Raw genomic sequence first — 16,061 nt, 5'->3', positions numbered from 1 at the left:
CAAAAAAAATAAAATTACTCTAATTCTTAACTGCGAGTACAATTTTGGACAATAATTCATATGTTACAATGAATTACAGCTGATTGTGACGAATTGTCGTAGGCTGCGTTGTGTTGCGTGAATTCTTCCTAAAACGAGCCCAAATGTATAGGCGAATTTGCCTATACATGCATACGTAGAATCAACAGGAAATCGTTTTACAATCCAAGCAATGTAACAGCGCACAAAATGCACTCCCACGCCCCTTTCTCATCTCCTGAAAAACCGCAGTTTTGGCGTGTTTTCTACCCAACGCCATCGGATTTGCGTAGTTTGGGCGGCACTGGCCCAAGCACCCAGCCCGTTATTAAGGGCAAGAACGCGAGCAGCCCCATCAACCGGGCAAGCTGTTACAAAGCAGGATCAATGTCCAACAGGACGGAAATCAACAAAATTGCTTCCATTCCGCCCGGAGCAAACGCCAAAAGAACTTTGCCGAATGAAATTGATAGTACCCAGGATACCAGCAGCGCCCCTATCAGCGCGACCGAGAGACTGATCACAAATATGACAAGCAAGATCTCGATCATTGGCTTTAACTCTCTGGGCCCCAGCTTTCCGATATGGTGGCCAACTGAGGTACCACGAGTAAGCAATAATTGAGGCGTGCCTTTTGCTTCAGCTCTTGCGCGAGAATAGGTTGATGAGATTTGCTCCGGCCCAGCCGCACAAACTAAACAAACATGATCCGCTCCATCGCTGCACTACGTTCTTGTGCAAGGGCTGTTGTCATGGCCAAGGCACTAGGAAAGCCCCATGGCAGCGCCTCAAAAACCAAGACACCAACCGTACCTAACCCGAGGAAAATTAGGAGTGTTTCCAGCTGCTATCTAATGTGCATGGCTGGCCTCTCTGCTGTGCAATTGTGGCAATGCAGAGATACAAGTTGCCATATATACGGTCAGTCTTGATTCAAAAAACCAATACATCTGGCAAACAATCTGCGTTTGAATTATTTACAAATACACCTGAATTCATTGAATGCACTGGAGTTTTCTAAAAATCCCTGGATGTTGACAGGGATCAAAGTACGAATAGTCAATATGCGTATCTTGGCGACATGACCGATCTTGAGCAAAAATATGCGTCGCTGAACGTACCACGTTACACCTCCTACCCTACAGCTCCTCACTTCAGTGAAGCTGTTACGCCTTCTCTTTATGGAGATTGGCTGGAGAGTATCCCAAGTGATACGCCGTTGTCTTTATACCTGCACGTGCCATTTTGTCAGGAAATGTGCCATTATTGCGGATGTAATACGAAGGCGACAAAGAAGATCCAGCCGGTTCTGGCTTATGTCGAGCTTATGCTCCAAGAGATTGACCTTGTGCTGACTAAGTTGGGAACCGGTCGTGAAGTTCACCACATCCATTGGGGTGGCGGTACGCCAAGTCTGGTCCCTCGGGAAGCGTTCCTCAAGATTGTCGAGAAGCTGAAAGCCAATTTCGTCTTCACTGATGACATTGAACATGCCATCGAACTCGACCCAAGAACCGTTGGCGATTATCTGGCCGAAACACTCAGGATGGCTGGCATTACACGCACAAGCCTCGGTGTTCAGGATTTCGATGAAAATGTTCAAAAACAGATTGGTCGAATCCAACCTCTCAAAACAGTAGAGCGAGCAGTTACCGCACTTCGCAATGTTGGCCTGACTGATATCAACTTCGACTTGATGTACGGGCTACCCGGCCAGTCAGAAGAGACTATCCGCCAGACTGTCGAATACACAAAGACATTGGCTCCAGGCCGCGTCGCGCTCTTTGGGTACGCGCACGTTCCGTGGTTCAAAAAGCATCAGCAGCTGATCAAAGAAGAAAACTTGCCGGGTGCGAGAGAGCGTATCTCGCTTTCAGACGTTTCTCGTGATGCCCTTGTTGATGCTGGTTACGAAGTCATCGGTCTGGATCATTTTGCACTTCCAACTGATGAGATGGCGATCGCCCTTAAGGAAGGCCGGCTCCGTCGTAACTTCCAAGGTTACACCACAGATAGCGCAGATTGCCTGATCGGTTTTGGTTGCAGCTCCATTGGTTTCCTGCCTCAGGGATATGTGCAGACCACACCGTCCGCCCGTGAATGGGAACGCATGGTTGTTGCTGGCGAGCTACCGATCAAAAAAGGTATTGTCGTTGACAAGGTGGATTTGTGCCGTGCCGAAATCATCATGCAGTTGATGACCTACTACAGCGTCGATTTTGGTGAAGCAGCTGAAAAGCATAGCCTGCCAGCTGCTGAGTTTGCAGGTATCCCAGATGCATTGAAAGACATGATTGCCGACGGGATTGCTACGCTTGATGGCAATGAAGTCACTGTAACAGCAGCTGGACGTCGTTATGTCCGTGTTGTTGCGTCTGCATTTGACACCTATCTTGCAACACAGCAAGCACGTCACTCGGTTGCTGTGTAAGTCCGAAAACGACAAAAGCAGCCTGAGAAGGCTGCTTTTTAGTACTCAAATATCTAAAAAGGCGGTGCTCATTCAGCGCCTTATATTTGAGAGAGGTAACCAAGTTTAGTGCATGCCGGTCAGCTGGCATATTCCGCAAATATTTGCGATGTGAATGCTGTCTTGCTTTTCAACTTTGATGAGACCACGACGCTTCAACTGAGAAATCACACGACTTACAGTTTCGATGGTGAGGCCAAGATAATCAGCAATTTCCTGACGTGTCATGGATAATGCAACAGTCTTGGTATCTGGCTTACCTTCTTCTTTAGGGCCCTGACATCCGTGACCACCACGGTTTGGTACAAGGCTCATAAGGAAAGTAGAAACACGTTCCAAGGCAGATTTACGACCTAACAGAACTGTATGTTCATGCAGAACTTCCATCTGCGACAGCAGGCAACGATTTACATAATGCTGCATCATCGGAGATGTTGAAATCTCTCGGCTTTCAAAAACCTGAAGTTCAACATCTGTCAGCGCTTCAGCTGTACAGTCAGAGAATTCACGATTGGAGAAACCAAGCATATCGCCTTCGCGCAGTACGTATACAACCTGCCTACGCCCGTCCGGCAGAAGTTTGTACAGCATCATCACACCACGAACGACTTCGTAGATACGTTCTGCTTTATCGCCTTCGTAAAACAATACGTCGTGGGAGGAAAGTCGCTGCTTCCGGCCTATGTTCTTACCATTTCCGTCCAGTTGCTTAAAATTTTCCTGACAAACGCCGAGTGGTGCTTGGCCATCAAGATTGCTAAGTTTTGTCAATGTGGCCGATACCATAATCCCTCCTATCGGAATACTCCGCAAACATCGTACCTGGCAAGTAACGAGAGTTATTCGCATAATCTCTAAATGCCTATTGGCCGAGACAAACATCCGTCATTGTTTGTCAAAGCCGTTGAAGCAGACTTACTAGTAAGAACGCAACGCCTAAATACGTATTAAACCTTAAGCAGCTTGTTTAGATTTTTTTCGTTTGATCTGCCGCAAACGATTTTTTGCGATAGATCAAGTTTGGATAAATATCAATAAGTCCTGTTCTTTCAAAGGCTTACGAACAACAGGCGTTGAAGTGATTTTTGGTAGTTCTCTGCTGATTTTCCAAAGAGGCTGGCCGCTGATTGCGACAATTTGTGGCGCCTCATCCAAAGCAGCAACCTTCTTAATCAGGTCAGCTCCAGCAACACCGGGAAGATGGAGGTCTACAAAAACAGTATCATCTACGTTCGGAGATGCACCGCGCAGGAATGATTCTCCATCAGCAAAGGCTGCACAACAGAGCTCTAGACTCTCGAACATTTCAGCTATCGCATCACGTACGGAGGCATCATCTTCCACTAAATAGATCACAACAAACCCCAGAGTTGTTCTCATGTCTCGTGAGACAAAGTGCCAAGGTGCAGCACTTTGTCTCACCAGTCACCATAAACAAGCACTGGGGCCTTGTAATGCGTAGTAACACGCTCGGGTGGCAAGTTTGGCCAAAAGTATAGCGTGCTTCAAATTTTAGGTAATGCAGCTTTATGCAGCTGGCGCTTCACCTGTCAGCACGATACGAACAAGATCTGCTGCATTGCGAGCACCGAGTTTTTCCATGATACGTGCACGGTGAACTTCAACGGTACGCGGGGAAATTTTCAGGTTACGGCCAGCTTCTTTGTTGGAAGAACCAGCCGTAATTTCTGTCAGAACCTGACGTTCACGTGGCGTCAAAGTTTCTGCGCCCGGGAACGTAAAGCTGGAAGAACCAGCAGATTGGGTGCTTCTGGAAACTGCTTCACGAACGCGTGAGATGATGGATTCAACATCGAATGGCTTTTCAATAAAGTCGTAAGCGCCGAATTTGATCGCTTCAACAGCCATTGGGATATCGCCCTGGCCGGAAATGATAAAGATTGGAGCTGGGAATTTTTCACCATTCAACGTCTTCAGAATATCAATACCGGACCGGCCAGGCATATGAACATCGAGAAGCACACAGTTTGGCGTTTCTTCTTCGACACCACCAAGGAACTCTTCAGCATTCGCAAAGGATCTGACGCGGAAGCCTTCTGTTTCAAAAAGCAGAGAAAGCGCGTCGCGAACCGAAGGGTCGTCGTCAACAATATGGATCACAGACGGCATAGTCATGATTGCTCAGGTCCTTATTCTTGTTGTTCTAAGCAACAGCTTCTTTTCAGCTTGCTGCTTTTGAGTTTACAGGGAGCCGTAAAGTGAAGGTTGCACCTTTACCTTCCTTGTAGGGTTCTACAAGTAAATCGCCCCCATGGTTTTGAGCTATACTTCTGGAAATCGCAAGTCCAATACCTAAACCGCGCCGCTTTGTCCCAGTAAATGCCTTGAAAAGGTGCGACAATGCTTCCTCTTCAATTCCGGAACCAGTGTCCGTGACCTTAACAAGGACGCATCTATCGTCCCGTTCGACTGAAACAACTACTTGCTTTACAGGCTGGCCCTTTACAGCCTCGCCTGCATTTCGGATTAAATTAACCAGAATTTGTTGTATCTGAACTGAATCCAACTCTAGCTGGTATTCGTAGTCAACAAATGTAGAGAAGAACTCGACGTCATCAGCTTCATGCCCGATTTTCACCAGCTCAAGACAGTCGTCAATCAGCGATGCCAACCCAGTTCCGATGGACTGGGGAGCCTGCCGCTCAACAAATGTACGCATGCGCTGGATGATATGACCTGCCCGTTCAGCCTCTCTAACAGCTTTGTCCATCAAGCTTAAGAGAGCTTCGTCTGAGTTTTCAGAAGCCCGCGCCCGGCGTGCTGCAGTCTGTAGATAGAGCATGAGTGCTGTGAGCGGTTGATTGACCTCATGCGCAATTGCAGCCCCCATTTCATCAAGGGCATTCACACGTGTCATAGTAACTAGATTTGATTGGAGGACGCGTAGGCGCTCCTCATACTCTTTAGTGGCACGGAGGTCTCTCAGGACACCAATAAACTGTCGTCCGGTTTCAGTAACCGCTTCGCCGACAGACAGTTCCAGCGGAAACTCAGTCCCGTCTTTCTGGCGACCAATAACGTCCCGGCCAATACCAATGACCTTCGCTTCACGCGTATCAATGTATTTTTTGAGATAATCATCATGCTCTGCAGCTATTCTGCTCGGCATCAACAATTTGACGTTTTGTCCTACAGCTTCATCGCTCTTGTATCCAAAAAGGGCTTCACAGGCACGATTATAGATAAGGATCGTTCCCTTATCATTTATAACGATAATGCCATTAACGGCCGTATCCAATACGCTGTGCAAGCACGAAGAGGAGACCATTTGAGTATCCTAGCTTTGTTATAGGCGTACCCGAACGCTTAACTAATCGAGTAACTAGATGGGTATTTTGACTAACCTGCTATCTCATGGTTGAAGCTAGGTCAATCACCTAGTTCCCTTTGGTTTATCGATTAACTACCCCTTCAATATTGATATATTAGGAAAGGCAAACTCAGAGTTAAAACTTAAAATTGTACAAGTTCTATTGTGTAATTCAGAATTTCAACGTGTTATTCATTAGTCGCATTAGATTGGTCGGCCAAAACACCACCAATCCCTTGGGTTAGTTTATCTAAGCAGAATTTTAAACTCTCCTCAGCACTAACCTAATCTTCCAAATCCCAAGCTCAATCACCCGCCATTATTAAACCTAAAGTAGTAAGCGAGTTTCCTTATGCGGCGCGTATATGTCGCAGGGTTTGCGTACGGTTCTGCGTGGTTTTCCACCGCAGCATCATTCAGGAACACATCCTATTGAATTCAGCAATCAGAAATGAACGAGTCGCAAAACCCGCAAATTTCGATCAACGCCCGGCCGCCAAGCATATTCTTACAGATCAGGATCAGGAGAGCGACTTTGACTGGCTAGAGCGGCCTTAGCCAAAGCCTTGTAGTTCGCCTTAATCGTAAACTCATGTTGCAACTGCAGGAGGTTCAAATGCAGTCCATTGAGTAATAGCAACTCATCATATCCGGGTATCCGTTTATGTACAGGAAGGCTCGCGAAGATCTTGGGAACATGTGCTGTTGCGATATCGGAAACCAACTTAGGCGGCACAAGTGCGCCTGTACGCATTTTCTGCAGGATACTATTGGTTGAATTGATCCACTCAACTGACAGACCAGATGATAACCTGGAGTGCTCCTCCAAAATCTGTTTGAGAATGACACCTAATGTGCCAGCCAGATCCTGCGGGTCGGTCTGTGTTTTCTGACGCAGGACGATCAGCACCATTTCGCCAACCAACTCAGCAGAAATGGCAAAAGTAATCCACTGTGACTTTTCCAAAGCTATTTGAAATTCACCGTCATCCAACAGCATATTCCAATGAACGCCAGCCCGTGAACGTGAATACTCCTGTACATTCTTGTAGGTGAGATAAGCAGCACTCCGCTCAAGGTAAGTCTTGAGCTTTTCCAAGGTATCCAGATCGGATTTTTTAAAGAAAACCCCGTAGATCCGCCTGATCCAGCTCGGATTATCCAACAACACCTTATCGATATTCTCAAAGGCACCCTTCTCACTCTTTACAGCCGGATTAGGTTGCTGTCCCAACTCATACCCTTTCGTAGAGGTCAGAAAAATTACGCACTTACCACGGACGCAATTCATCACACAGGACTCTTGCCTTTCACGAAAGATCAGTCAACTGTGCAATATTGAGAGACCAAAAACATTTAATGGAAGTAACGGGCACTTTTGTCCGACGGGGGAAACATGCTTCAAGGTTGGATCGTAGTCCTTGTCGCTTTGGCATATATTCTACTGTTGTTTGTAATTGCGAGTTATGGGGATAAAATTGCGAAATCCCGCCCCAAGAAAAGCAACGGTAGACCGCTGATCTATGCGCTCTCGCTGTCCGTCTACTGTACTTCATGGACATTTTTCGGTTCTGTCGGCTCAGCCTCTCGTAACGGCTTTGAATTTATCGCGATCTATCTCGGTCCGATCATCGTATTTGCTTTCGGATACCGTTTGGTGCTGCGAGTCATCAAACTGGCGAAAGCTGAAAAGATCACGTCAATTGCTGATTTCATTGCCGCTCGATACGGTAAGAATCCATTGGTCGGCGCAATCGTAACGCTTATCGCGTTTGTTGGCATGATCCCTTACATTGCGCTCCAGCTAAAAGCGCTTGATCTTTCCGTTGGCACTATTGTTTTGCATCCGCTTTTGTCTCTTGAAGATACTAGCATCTCAATCTTCGGTGACGAAACGCTCCTGATCGCCATTTTCATGGCTGTGTTCACATGGCTTTTTGGAACTCGGCATATTGATGCCACTGAGCATCAGGAAGGCTTGATGCTTTCCATTGCCACAGAAGCAGTCGTTAAGCTGATCGCGTTTCTGGCAATTGGAGTTTGGGTTACGTTTGTGCTGTTTGATGGGCCTTGGGATTTGCTCCACGCATCCTTTGCAAACACAAGCAGCTCACAGGATCTGTTCACGAATGTGAATATCAGCAAGTGGGCTACCATTATCCTTCTGTCGATGTTCTCTATTGTGTTACTTCCCCGCCAATTTCATGTGACCGTAACAGAGTACAACAGCGAAGCAGAGTTGAAGCGGGCTGCATGGTTGTTCCCAACTTACCTTATTGCCATCAACCTGTTTGTGGTTCCAATTGCGCTAGCCGGGCTTACCATTCTTGGCAACACCGTCAACCCAGACATGTTTGTATTGGCTCTGCCTCGCGCTTATGACGCCGATTGGTTGGCTCTCCTTGTATTCATTGGAGGGCTCTCAGCCGCGACCGCTATGGTCATTGTGACCACGGTTGCTTTGGCTATCATGGTCTCCAATGATTTGGTGATGCCAATTATTCTGCGCCGCCGCAGCGAGGACGAAATTATCTCCACGTCTGGAGAGGATATGAGCCAGATGCTGCTTGGCGTCCGGCGTATGTCCATCTTCCTCGTCATATTGGGAAGTTACGTCTATTATCGTGTTGCAGGCGACAGCGCGGCGCTCTCTTCCATTGGGCTGCTCTCTTTCGCAGCAATCGCCCAGTTTGCACCGGCCTTTATCGGCGGCCTCATCTGGCGCAGAGCCAATGCTCGCGGTGCTATTGCAAGCATGACAACAGGCTTTGCGGTTTGGTTTTACACTCTGCTGCTACCGGTTTTTGCGCGCGAAAACATTTTTGGCAGCAACATTTTAGAATATGGCCCATGGGGAATAGGAGCTTTAAAACCTGAAGCGCTGTTTTATCTCGATCTCGACCCGTTTGTGCATGGTGTATTTTGGAGCCTTCTGGTTGGTCTGACCTGTTTTATTGTATTTTCTCTTTCCCGCCAACCAACTGCTATTGAACGAATACAGGCGAACACATTCGTGCCAACAGGCATGATGCCACCCCCTACTCTGCGTAAATTGCGGACCGCTGTGACGATTGGTGATCTGCAAGCAACGATCTCCCGTTATGTGGGCGAGGAGCGCACCCAGCGGTCTTTTGACACCTATGCCGCCGAACACCGTATTCAGATTGACAGTCATGAGGAAGCGGATGTTGTCATCCTTCGGTTCTGCGAGCAACTCTTGGCCAGTGCCATCGGATCCGCCTCTGCGCGGCTTGTACTCTCTCTTTTGCTCAAACGCCGGGATCCGGGGACGCAAGAAGCAATCAAGCTGCTTGATGATGCGACAGAGGCAATTCAGTATAACCGTGACCTGCTGCAAATTGCGTTGGATCAGGTGCGTCAGGGAATATCGGTTTACGACAAAGACCTCCGCCTCATCTGTTGGAACCGCCAGTACCGCGAGATGCTCATGCTCCCCGCCAAGTTTGGTCAGGTTGGCATATCGCTTGAGGAGATCATTCGGTACATCGCAGAGGCTGGTGAGTTTGGAGATGGTGATGTTGATGAGATCGTTGGTTTGCGCATGCACAACTTTATCAATCGTCAGGAAACCTATCAGGAACACCTAGTCACCAATGGCACCGTTCTTGAAGTGAGAACAAGCCCTATGCCTTTTGGCGGGTTGGTGACGAGTTATACCGACATTACAGAGCGTGTGTTTGCCGAAGAGGCGCTGGCACGCGCAAACGAAAATCTGGAACAGCGCGTTCGTGACCGGACAGAAGAACTCACCAAGGTCAACGAGCAGCTGGAAACTGCCAAGAAGACGGCAGAACTGGCCTATCAAGACAAGACACGCTTTCTCGCCGCTGCCAGCCACGATATATTGCAACCACTCAATGCAGCGCGTTTGTATTCTTCAACGTTGACAGATCGCTTTACCGATGGAGATCCAGAGGATCGTAAGCTTGTCAGCAACATTGAGGCCTCACTGGAGTCCGTTGAAGAAATCATCGGTGCTGTTTTAGACATTTCCCGTCTGGATACCCGCACGTTTAAACCTGAGATCTCGGCCTTCCGACTGGATGACATTCTCAACCCGCTACGCGTCGAATTTACGCCAATTGCCAAGGAGAAAGGGCTCAAGCTCAAGATCCGGGCCACTGATGTATGCGTTCGCTCTGATCGGCGGTTGTTGCGCCGGCTGTTACAGAACCTCATCTCCAACGGCTTAAAGTACACGACGCATGGCGGGGTGGTTGTTGGGGTACGGAAGGCCAAGAACAACATGGTCAACCTGAGTGTCTATGATAGCGGCATTGGTATTCCAGAGCGCCAGCAAGAGCTGATCTTCAAAGAGTTTCGCCGCTTGGATGATGGCGCACGGATTGCCTCTGGACTTGGTCTGGGACTATCTATTGTGGACCGTATCAGCACGGTTCTTAATCTCAAAGTCTCTCTCAAGTCTCAGGATGACAAAGGGTCTTGTTTCTCTGTTGCAATGAAGGAAACCATGAGCGTGCCTGTGGTTGAAAAGCAAGCTCAACCGCGTGCGATTGTCAGTCAGCTGGCGGGTCTTAATGTACTTGCCATCGATAACGAACCACAGATCCTTGAGGGCATGGAGGCATTACTGCGGACGTGGAAGTGTAACGTCATTACAGCTGCAAACACACAGGAAGCAGCAAAAGTAATCTACGCCAGCAAAGCTCAACCGGATATCATTCTGGCAGATTACCATCTGGATCAGGGAACTGGCATTGAAGCTGTGGTGCACCTGCGCTGGAAGTTTGGCGTCCACTTCCCCGCAATGCTCATTACTGCAGACCGGACAGCCGAGGTTCGTGCCGAGGCGACCGACAAAGACATGGACATGATCCACAAGCCCTTGAAACCTGCTGTACTCAGAGCTCACCTGATGCGCTGCAAAGCAGCTTTGGGAGAGTGATCCTTACAGGTCCGTTTCTAAATACAAAAAAGGCGCTCAATTGAGCGCCTTTTGATTTCATAGTAGCTGATTAGGCTATTAACCCGCGATGCTTTGCCACTGGCCAGCTTCAATCTTGGCCGCTGCAATAACTGCCTGCGTACGACTTTCTACGCCAAGCTTTTGCAAGATCGCAGAAACGTGCGCTTTCACAGTCGCTTCTGATACAGACAGTTCATAGGCGATCTGTTTGTTCAGCAAGCCTTGTGACAGCATCATTAACACTCGCACCTGTTGTGGTGTGAGAGATGCCAAGCGCTGTGCCATCTTAGTCGCTTCATCTACCGTGTTCAGGTCGATATCCGGAGGGATCCATACGCCCCCTTCCAGAACAACTGAAACACCGTCTTGAATGACTTCAATACCAAGTGATTTTGGAATGTACCCTGACGCGCCAAACTCAATAGCGCTACGGATTGTGGTCGGATCTTCTGTACCAGAAACGACAACAATCGGCACGCCCACATATTGAGCACGCAAGTACATCAAACCAGAAAACCCTCGCATTCCGGGCATGGACAGATCCAAAAGGATCAAGTCTACGTCTTCTTCTCGATCGAGTGCTGCGGTTACTTCATCAAGGCTCCCAGCCTCAATGATTTTAACTGATGCAAACTTTTTCTCGATTGTTTGACGCATTGCCCCACGGAATAGCGGGTGGTCATCAGCGATAATAAAGCGGTGGACCGCGTTTTGCACGCTGTGCTCCTCCATTTCTTGTCGTGGACTGTTTCTTGTGGCCAACGATCCGTCTCATCGACACACGCCACTAGATGAACAGTTTTCGACGCCTTAAGAGATTGAGCATTTTTCAGTCTCTCCCTTAACGCGTTACGATAGATCTTTTGCGACCCGTGAATCTTAAAAGCTTCAACTGGTCGCAACCCCCTATACAAAAGCATTATGCGAATGCAGGAGGTGCTGGCAAGCATGAAGTTGATTGTTTTCACCCATCTCACGCTTTTTATCACAAAACCATCAGTAATCATTAAGATATTGCTGCCCCGTATGCATAGAACTCAGAAGTTGCGCCCAAAGTATGGGTATGGGGTTGCGTGAAATGCACCGGTATTGCCCTGAGGGTTGGGGATTAATATTGGGGTGCGTAATTTTAGTCTAGCGGTTCGGCCTGCGACGGGTAGAGTATGTATACGTTAAATTTCCATTGCTGGAGGGACGGGTGCGTACACCAAACAGAGTTGCTTATTGGACGAAAACACGTGCCCTCATGGCTGCTACGCTAACACTTTGGTCCCTCTTTATTGTTCTGGTGCTCTACTTCGGTTCACCCAGCCAAAGCCAAGCGGAAATGATTGAGGGGCTTAGTGACATTCTCAACTCGATCTCCAGCAGTTACCTATGGGCTTGTTTTTTCTTCTTTATAGCGAGCATCCTGACCTCCTGGTTCTGTGGTGCTCAAGATCGTCTGGATGAAGATAACGCCAGCGTTGCACGGCGCCGAGGGACCAAGCCATGACACTTTCCAACCTAGGCCCGCAGACCTCTCAATATCGCCGCGCAACTCTCGCACTTGCCTTGTTTGCTCTCGCCCTGTTTCTGCTGACCGGATTGTTGGCCGTTATGGAGAAAGCAGGCGTTGTTGCTGTCCTCATAGAAGCTCTGATGGCATTACTTCCATTGATCGTGTTTGCATTGGTGGGCGTATTGGCCCGAACCATGAGGCTGACTGAATTTCATTGGGCCGGAAAAAATGTACCAGCTGGCATGACTGGAATGACGCTTGCCGCCTGTTTTGTGGGTGGTAGTTTTTTCCCGTTGTTTTTTGCTCTGACGCATCTGCCTAACTATGTGAGCTTCCCAATCGTTTTGGGCTGGGCGAGTAGTTTCGTTTTGTGCGCTGTCTTGCTTGCTTCTCCCTTGCGTAAGTTTGGTTCGGCTACGATCCCCGAGTTTCTTGGCGTGCGTTTCCAGAGCAATACATTGCGATTGGCGACAGCTGGCGTGCTTGTTCTCATTATTTTGCCCTTGTTAAGCACTGAATTGCTGATCGGGGGGCAGGTTCTCGCGACCTCTCTCAATGCTCCCGCCTCGACAGGCGTCTTGTTGTTAGCTCTAACGCTTCTGGCTTCGGTCGTTTTGGGTGGTATGAGCGGCGCTGTCTGGACGCAGGCTTTACAGGCCGTGCTGATGGTGTTTGCCTGTCTTTCTCCAGCAATCCTTCTTGGGCTTGATCAGCTCACCTCTCCAGCTTTGATCGAAACCACAGGCTTCACAACCACAATTGAAGGTTCGTTGCTTGATCAGCTGATCGCTCTTATTGATCTGGAAAACACCAGTGTCGGCTGGTTCTTATTGTCTGGTCCCTATGCAGGCGGGTTATGGCCTCTTATCGCCACAGCTCTCTTTTTTGCGGTAGGCGTGGCAAGCCTCCCTCACCTGCTCAGCAAATATATGCATACGGAGACGTCTTCGGACTCGCGCCGAGCGGCAGGTTATTCCCTTTCTTTCCTCCTGCTGCTTGTCGTCATCGGATCGGCCTATCCCTTGCTTCTCGCCGATGAACGGCTTCAAAGCTTGCTCGGGCCAAATGCGTTGGTGCAAGGCAGCCAGAGCGGACTCATTGCAGCTCTTGTGAGGTCGGGAATTGTTGCGGCATCACTGGCGAGTTGTTCTGCGCTGCTCATGGTGCTCTCAACAACTCTTTCCCGTGATGTGGTTGAAGTTCTGGTTTTGCCGCGTGCGTCGCTGAACCAGAAAATAGTTCTTGCCCGTGTGGTCGTGCTGGCTGCCTGTACGCTTGTTACGTACCTAGCGTTGACAGACAGTTTCCGCATTCTGGACGGGCTTGCATTTTCAATGTCTCTTGCAGCCTCCGCATTCTTTCCCGTTCTCGTTCTTTCTTGCTGGTGGAATAGGTTCCAAGCTGTTGCTGCCTATGGCGCTATCTTTTCTGGTGTCGGAGTAACTCTGCTCTATGCACTGGCGGTCATGACAGACTCGACCGGTTTCTGGTTTGGTCTACCTGCAGAGATGGGTGGACTGCTGGGTGTTATCGTCAGTTTCACCACAGGTATTGCGCTTTCTTATGGCACTTTATCAAAAGATGAGCGAAGTGCTCACGCTGTAAAAGTACTACATCAACCAAATGGAAGAGACCTGACATCTGATGGCCCTAGTATTAGTGACAATGGCAATGATGAAGAACTAATGGTTCTTGAGATGTGATTTTCTGAAATATCTAATTAAACTGTTATTGGTCATGCAGGTCGTTTGCAATCTGTTTACGTCAATTCCAATTTACTTCCTGCGATAAGCTGAACTCAATACTACTGTGTCTATAGTTTGTCTCCAACAGAAGCCTAGGAGAAACCTATGGACGCTTTACAACGCGCTGCCCACGCCAGCGTTGCTCGCATTTGCGGATTTTATTGTCTTGGAGTGCTCCTGGTGATGGCTGCCCTAAGCTTTGACCCAACCAGCTCTTTTCGAAGTGGGGCTATGCTTGCAATCGCCCTGAGCGGAGTGCTCATCTATAAAGCCTGGCATATGCCTACCGGGAAAAATGATGGAGATGAAGCCTGGGTATTTGTCAAAGGACAAGAGGATCCGGGCGGACTACAAGACCCTGACCAATTGCAAAGCGATGCACTGCGCATTGCCTATCATGAGTTTTCCAAGAAAGCGATGGCAGTCGCCGTTGGCCTATGGTTTGTGAGTGTCATCGCCGCAATGCTGGATTGATTAATCCTGCCTGAGTATTACGTTCCCAGATAATGCAGGGTCATGGAGCGCCGGTGTGGCGCTCTGCGATGCTCAGCCAGATAAATGCCCTGCCACGTTCCCAAATCCAATTCGCCTTCCACGACAGGTATTTGGAGAGATACTCCAGTCAACATGGTCTTAATGTGTGCTGGCATGTCATCTGGCCCCTCATCATCATGAAGCCAACCGCCCTCTTCAGGCGCAAGCATCCGCAAGGCTTTCAACAGATCTTGCAGGACTGTTGGGTCAGCATTTTCTTGGATGGTGATAGATGCGGAGGTATGGCGTACAAACAAGGTAAGCAAACCATCTTTTAAGTCCAGAGACTTCACCCACTCTCGGATTTCATTGGTCATCTCATAAAAGCCGAAGCCCTCCGTCATAAAGACCAGCCGCCCCATAGATTGGGACAGTTGCACATTATTGGTGTCTATCGTCCAGACTTCGCAGCCTTTCTTCGTCTTTGACCAGCCTGACATGCCTGTATCCTGTCCCTTTAAATTACATCGTTGTCTTATGCGGCGGTTTGGGCGACAACTCCTCTACACATTTTTAGCATTTTATACTTTTTTTGGAGACACTACATGGTCGAGAATTTTGCTCCTCAGTCCATAAGCCAAGAAATTGCTTCGGAGGCAAAGGCCTTTAACAAAGAACTGACAGAGCAGCTGAGAGCTCTTCCAGATCCTTGGAGTTTCCCTCCTTCTGTTACCCGCGAACGGCGACTACAAGGAATAGGCGCCATTCCTATCCCTACTTATTCTGAAAACGCAATAGAATTGGAAGCTCAAGGCCCACACGGCAGCATTCCTATGCGTTTGTTTAGAGCCAAAAATAACAGTAATGGAGGCGTTTTCATCCACTTTCATGGTGGGGGATTCGTCTTTGGCGCAGCTTCATTTCAGGACCCGTTACTTGAAGCCTATGCTAATAGCAGTGGTCTTGATATACTTTCAGTAGATTACCGGCTCGCTCCAGAGCATCCTTATCCGCAAGGGCCTGATGATTGCGAGGCAGCTTGCCATTGGGCGCTAAATCAAGGCGCAAGCACCTACGGCTGGAACAGTTTTGCACTTGGTGGAGAAAGCGCAGGCGCAACTCTGGCTCTTAGCTCAGCATTGCGGCTACGTGATAAACATGGAATGGTGCCCTTCAAAGCACTGGTTCTGACCGCAGGTTGGTATGACATTGCGCTGACGCCGTCAGCAAGGCTTTGGGGTGAGGAAATGCTCTTTCCAACAACACGTGATTTGAAGATGTTTGCGCGTCATTTTCTACTTGGAGAAGAAGATCCAAGAGACCCGCAGATATCCCCGCTGTATGCCCGCTTGGAAGGAATGCCACCAACGCTCCTAAGTGTTGGTACAGAAGATCCGCTGTTGGATGATACAATTTTTCTCGCGTCTAGGTTGAAATATGCCGGTGTTGAGACATCACTCGAGGTTTATCCCCATGGATGTCATGTGTTTCAAAGTTTTGATCTTGCTCTTGCCAAGCTGAGCAACCAAAGGATAGATAACTTTCTTAGGACGAAATTCGGTTCGACCTGATCT

At 48.6% G+C, this 16,061-nt stretch carries 14 protein-coding genes; 6 read left to right on the top strand and 8 right to left on the bottom strand.

The genetic code is table 11. The features are described 5' to 3' along the window. Window positions 1-389: 389 nt before the first annotated feature. Window positions 390-569 carry an AbrB family transcriptional regulator gene (locus BLS62_RS31645; protein WP_244283559.1) on the bottom strand — a complete coding sequence of 60 codons (180 nt, stop codon included), beginning with the start codon at window positions 567-569 and terminating at the stop codon, window positions 390-392. A gap of 530 nt (window positions 570-1,099) precedes the next feature. Here BLS62_RS31645 and hemN point away from each other — a divergent pair. Next, window positions 1,100-2,449 carry an oxygen-independent coproporphyrinogen III oxidase gene (gene hemN / locus BLS62_RS07965; RefSeq protein WP_093179087.1) on the top strand — a complete coding sequence of 450 codons (1,350 nt, stop codon included), beginning with the start codon at window positions 1,100-1,102 and terminating at the stop codon, window positions 2,447-2,449. Between the two features lie 105 nt (window positions 2,450-2,554). Here the strand turns inward: hemN and BLS62_RS07960 are convergent, their stop codons facing one another. The 5 genes from BLS62_RS07960 to BLS62_RS07940 form a co-directional block, all read right to left on the bottom strand. Beyond that, entirely contained in the window at window positions 2,555-3,274 is a 720-nt protein-coding gene (locus BLS62_RS07960) for a Crp/Fnr family transcriptional regulator (protein ID WP_093179084.1), read from the bottom strand. Between the two features lie 228 nt (window positions 3,275-3,502). Then, a complete protein-coding gene (locus tag BLS62_RS07955) occupies window positions 3,503-3,832 on the bottom strand; it encodes a response regulator (RefSeq protein WP_208990744.1) in 330 nt (109 codons plus the stop codon). Between the two features lie 183 nt (window positions 3,833-4,015). Beyond that, window positions 4,016-4,618 (bottom strand): response regulator transcription factor, encoded by a 603-nt coding sequence (locus BLS62_RS07950; protein ID WP_200798583.1) that lies wholly within the window; start codon window positions 4,616-4,618, stop codon window positions 4,016-4,018. Window positions 4,619-4,670: 52 nt separating this feature from the next. After that, window positions 4,671-5,777, bottom strand: a complete 1,107-nt coding sequence (locus tag BLS62_RS07945; protein WP_093179077.1) for a PAS domain-containing sensor histidine kinase — start codon at window positions 5,775-5,777, stop codon at window positions 4,671-4,673. A 550-nt stretch (window positions 5,778-6,327) separates the two neighbouring features. Then, the gene (locus BLS62_RS07940; RefSeq protein ID WP_208990743.1) at window positions 6,328-7,110 is read right to left on the bottom strand and encodes a hypothetical protein; all 783 of its coding nucleotides are present in this window, start codon (window positions 7,108-7,110) and stop codon (window positions 6,328-6,330) included. A 105-nt stretch (window positions 7,111-7,215) separates the two neighbouring features. On the opposite strand from BLS62_RS07940, the gene BLS62_RS07935 reads away from it, so the two are divergent. Further along, the gene (locus BLS62_RS07935; protein ID WP_208990742.1) at window positions 7,216-10,746 is read left to right on the top strand and encodes a PAS domain-containing hybrid sensor histidine kinase/response regulator; all 3,531 of its coding nucleotides are present in this window, start codon (window positions 7,216-7,218) and stop codon (window positions 10,744-10,746) included. Window positions 10,747-10,824: 78 nt separating this feature from the next. Here the strand turns inward: BLS62_RS07935 and BLS62_RS07930 are convergent, their stop codons facing one another. Continuing rightward, the gene (locus BLS62_RS07930) at window positions 10,825-11,499 is read right to left on the bottom strand and encodes a response regulator (protein WP_093179074.1); all 675 of its coding nucleotides are present in this window, start codon (window positions 11,497-11,499) and stop codon (window positions 10,825-10,827) included. Window positions 11,500-11,965: 466 nt separating this feature from the next. On the opposite strand from BLS62_RS07930, the gene BLS62_RS07925 reads away from it, so the two are divergent. The 3 genes from BLS62_RS07925 (at window position 11,966) to BLS62_RS07915 (ending at window position 14,487) form a co-directional block, all read left to right on the top strand. Then, entirely contained in the window at window positions 11,966-12,262 is a 297-nt protein-coding gene (locus tag BLS62_RS07925; protein WP_093179071.1) for a hypothetical protein, read from the top strand. After that, the gene (locus tag BLS62_RS07920) at window positions 12,259-13,971 is read left to right on the top strand and encodes a sodium:solute symporter family transporter (protein ID WP_093179068.1); all 1,713 of its coding nucleotides are present in this window, start codon (window positions 12,259-12,261) and stop codon (window positions 13,969-13,971) included. The genes BLS62_RS07925 and BLS62_RS07920 overlap by 4 nt, the downstream gene beginning before the upstream one ends. Before the next feature lie 147 nt (window positions 13,972-14,118). Next, a complete protein-coding gene (locus BLS62_RS07915; protein ID WP_093179066.1) occupies window positions 14,119-14,487 on the top strand; it encodes a hypothetical protein in 369 nt (122 codons plus the stop codon). 17 nt (window positions 14,488-14,504) lie between these two features. Here BLS62_RS07915 and BLS62_RS07910 read toward each other — a convergent pair whose 3' ends face one another. Next, entirely contained in the window at window positions 14,505-14,909 is a 405-nt protein-coding gene (locus BLS62_RS07910) for a secondary thiamine-phosphate synthase enzyme YjbQ (RefSeq protein ID WP_208991132.1), read from the bottom strand. A 108-nt stretch (window positions 14,910-15,017) separates the two neighbouring features. On the opposite strand from BLS62_RS07910, the gene BLS62_RS07905 reads away from it, so the two are divergent. Beyond that, window positions 15,018-16,058: an alpha/beta hydrolase gene (locus tag BLS62_RS07905; RefSeq protein ID WP_208990741.1), complete on the top strand. Its 1,041-nt coding sequence runs from the start codon at window positions 15,018-15,020 to the stop codon at window positions 16,056-16,058. Window positions 16,059-16,061: the final 3 nt, after the last annotated feature.

Origin of the sequence: Pseudovibrio sp. Tun.PSC04-5.I4, assembly GCF_900104145.1 — a bacterium.
Lineage (GTDB): Bacteria > Pseudomonadota > Alphaproteobacteria > Rhizobiales > Stappiaceae > Pseudovibrio.
Note: the sequence above shows the minus strand (reverse complement) of the source record. Positions and strands in the feature narration are given on the sequence as shown.

Excerpts from the sequence above, each read along its gene's own strand:
- BLS62_RS07910 (WP_208991132.1), bottom strand. The coding sequence starts at position 14,909 with ATGGGGCGGCTGGTCTTTATGACGGAGGGCTTCGGCTTTTATGAGATG.
- BLS62_RS07935 (WP_208990742.1), top strand. The coding sequence starts at position 7,216 with ATGCTTCAAGGTTGGATCGTAGTCCTTGTCGCTTTGGCATATATTCTA.
- hemN (WP_093179087.1), top strand. The coding sequence starts at position 1,100 with ATGACCGATCTTGAGCAAAAATATGCGTCGCTGAACGTACCACGTTAC.
- BLS62_RS07940 (WP_208990743.1), bottom strand. The coding sequence starts at position 7,110 with ATGAATTGCGTCCGTGGTAAGTGCGTAATTTTTCTGACCTCTACGAAA.
- BLS62_RS07960 (WP_093179084.1), bottom strand. The coding sequence starts at position 3,274 with ATGGTATCGGCCACATTGACAAAACTTAGCAATCTTGATGGCCAAGCA.
- BLS62_RS07950 (WP_200798583.1), bottom strand. The coding sequence starts at position 4,618 with ATGCCGTCTGTGATCCATATTGTTGACGACGACCCTTCGGTTCGCGAC.
- BLS62_RS07915 (WP_093179066.1), top strand. The coding sequence starts at position 14,119 with ATGGACGCTTTACAACGCGCTGCCCACGCCAGCGTTGCTCGCATTTGC.
- BLS62_RS07945 (WP_093179077.1), bottom strand. The coding sequence starts at position 5,777 with ATGGTCTCCTCTTCGTGCTTGCACAGCGTATTGGATACGGCCGTTAAT.
- BLS62_RS31645 (WP_244283559.1), bottom strand. The coding sequence starts at position 569 with ATGATCGAGATCTTGCTTGTCATATTTGTGATCAGTCTCTCGGTCGCG.
- BLS62_RS07930 (WP_093179074.1), bottom strand. The coding sequence starts at position 11,499 with ATGGAGGAGCACAGCGTGCAAAACGCGGTCCACCGCTTTATTATCGCT.
- BLS62_RS07920 (WP_093179068.1), top strand. The coding sequence starts at position 12,259 with ATGACACTTTCCAACCTAGGCCCGCAGACCTCTCAATATCGCCGCGCA.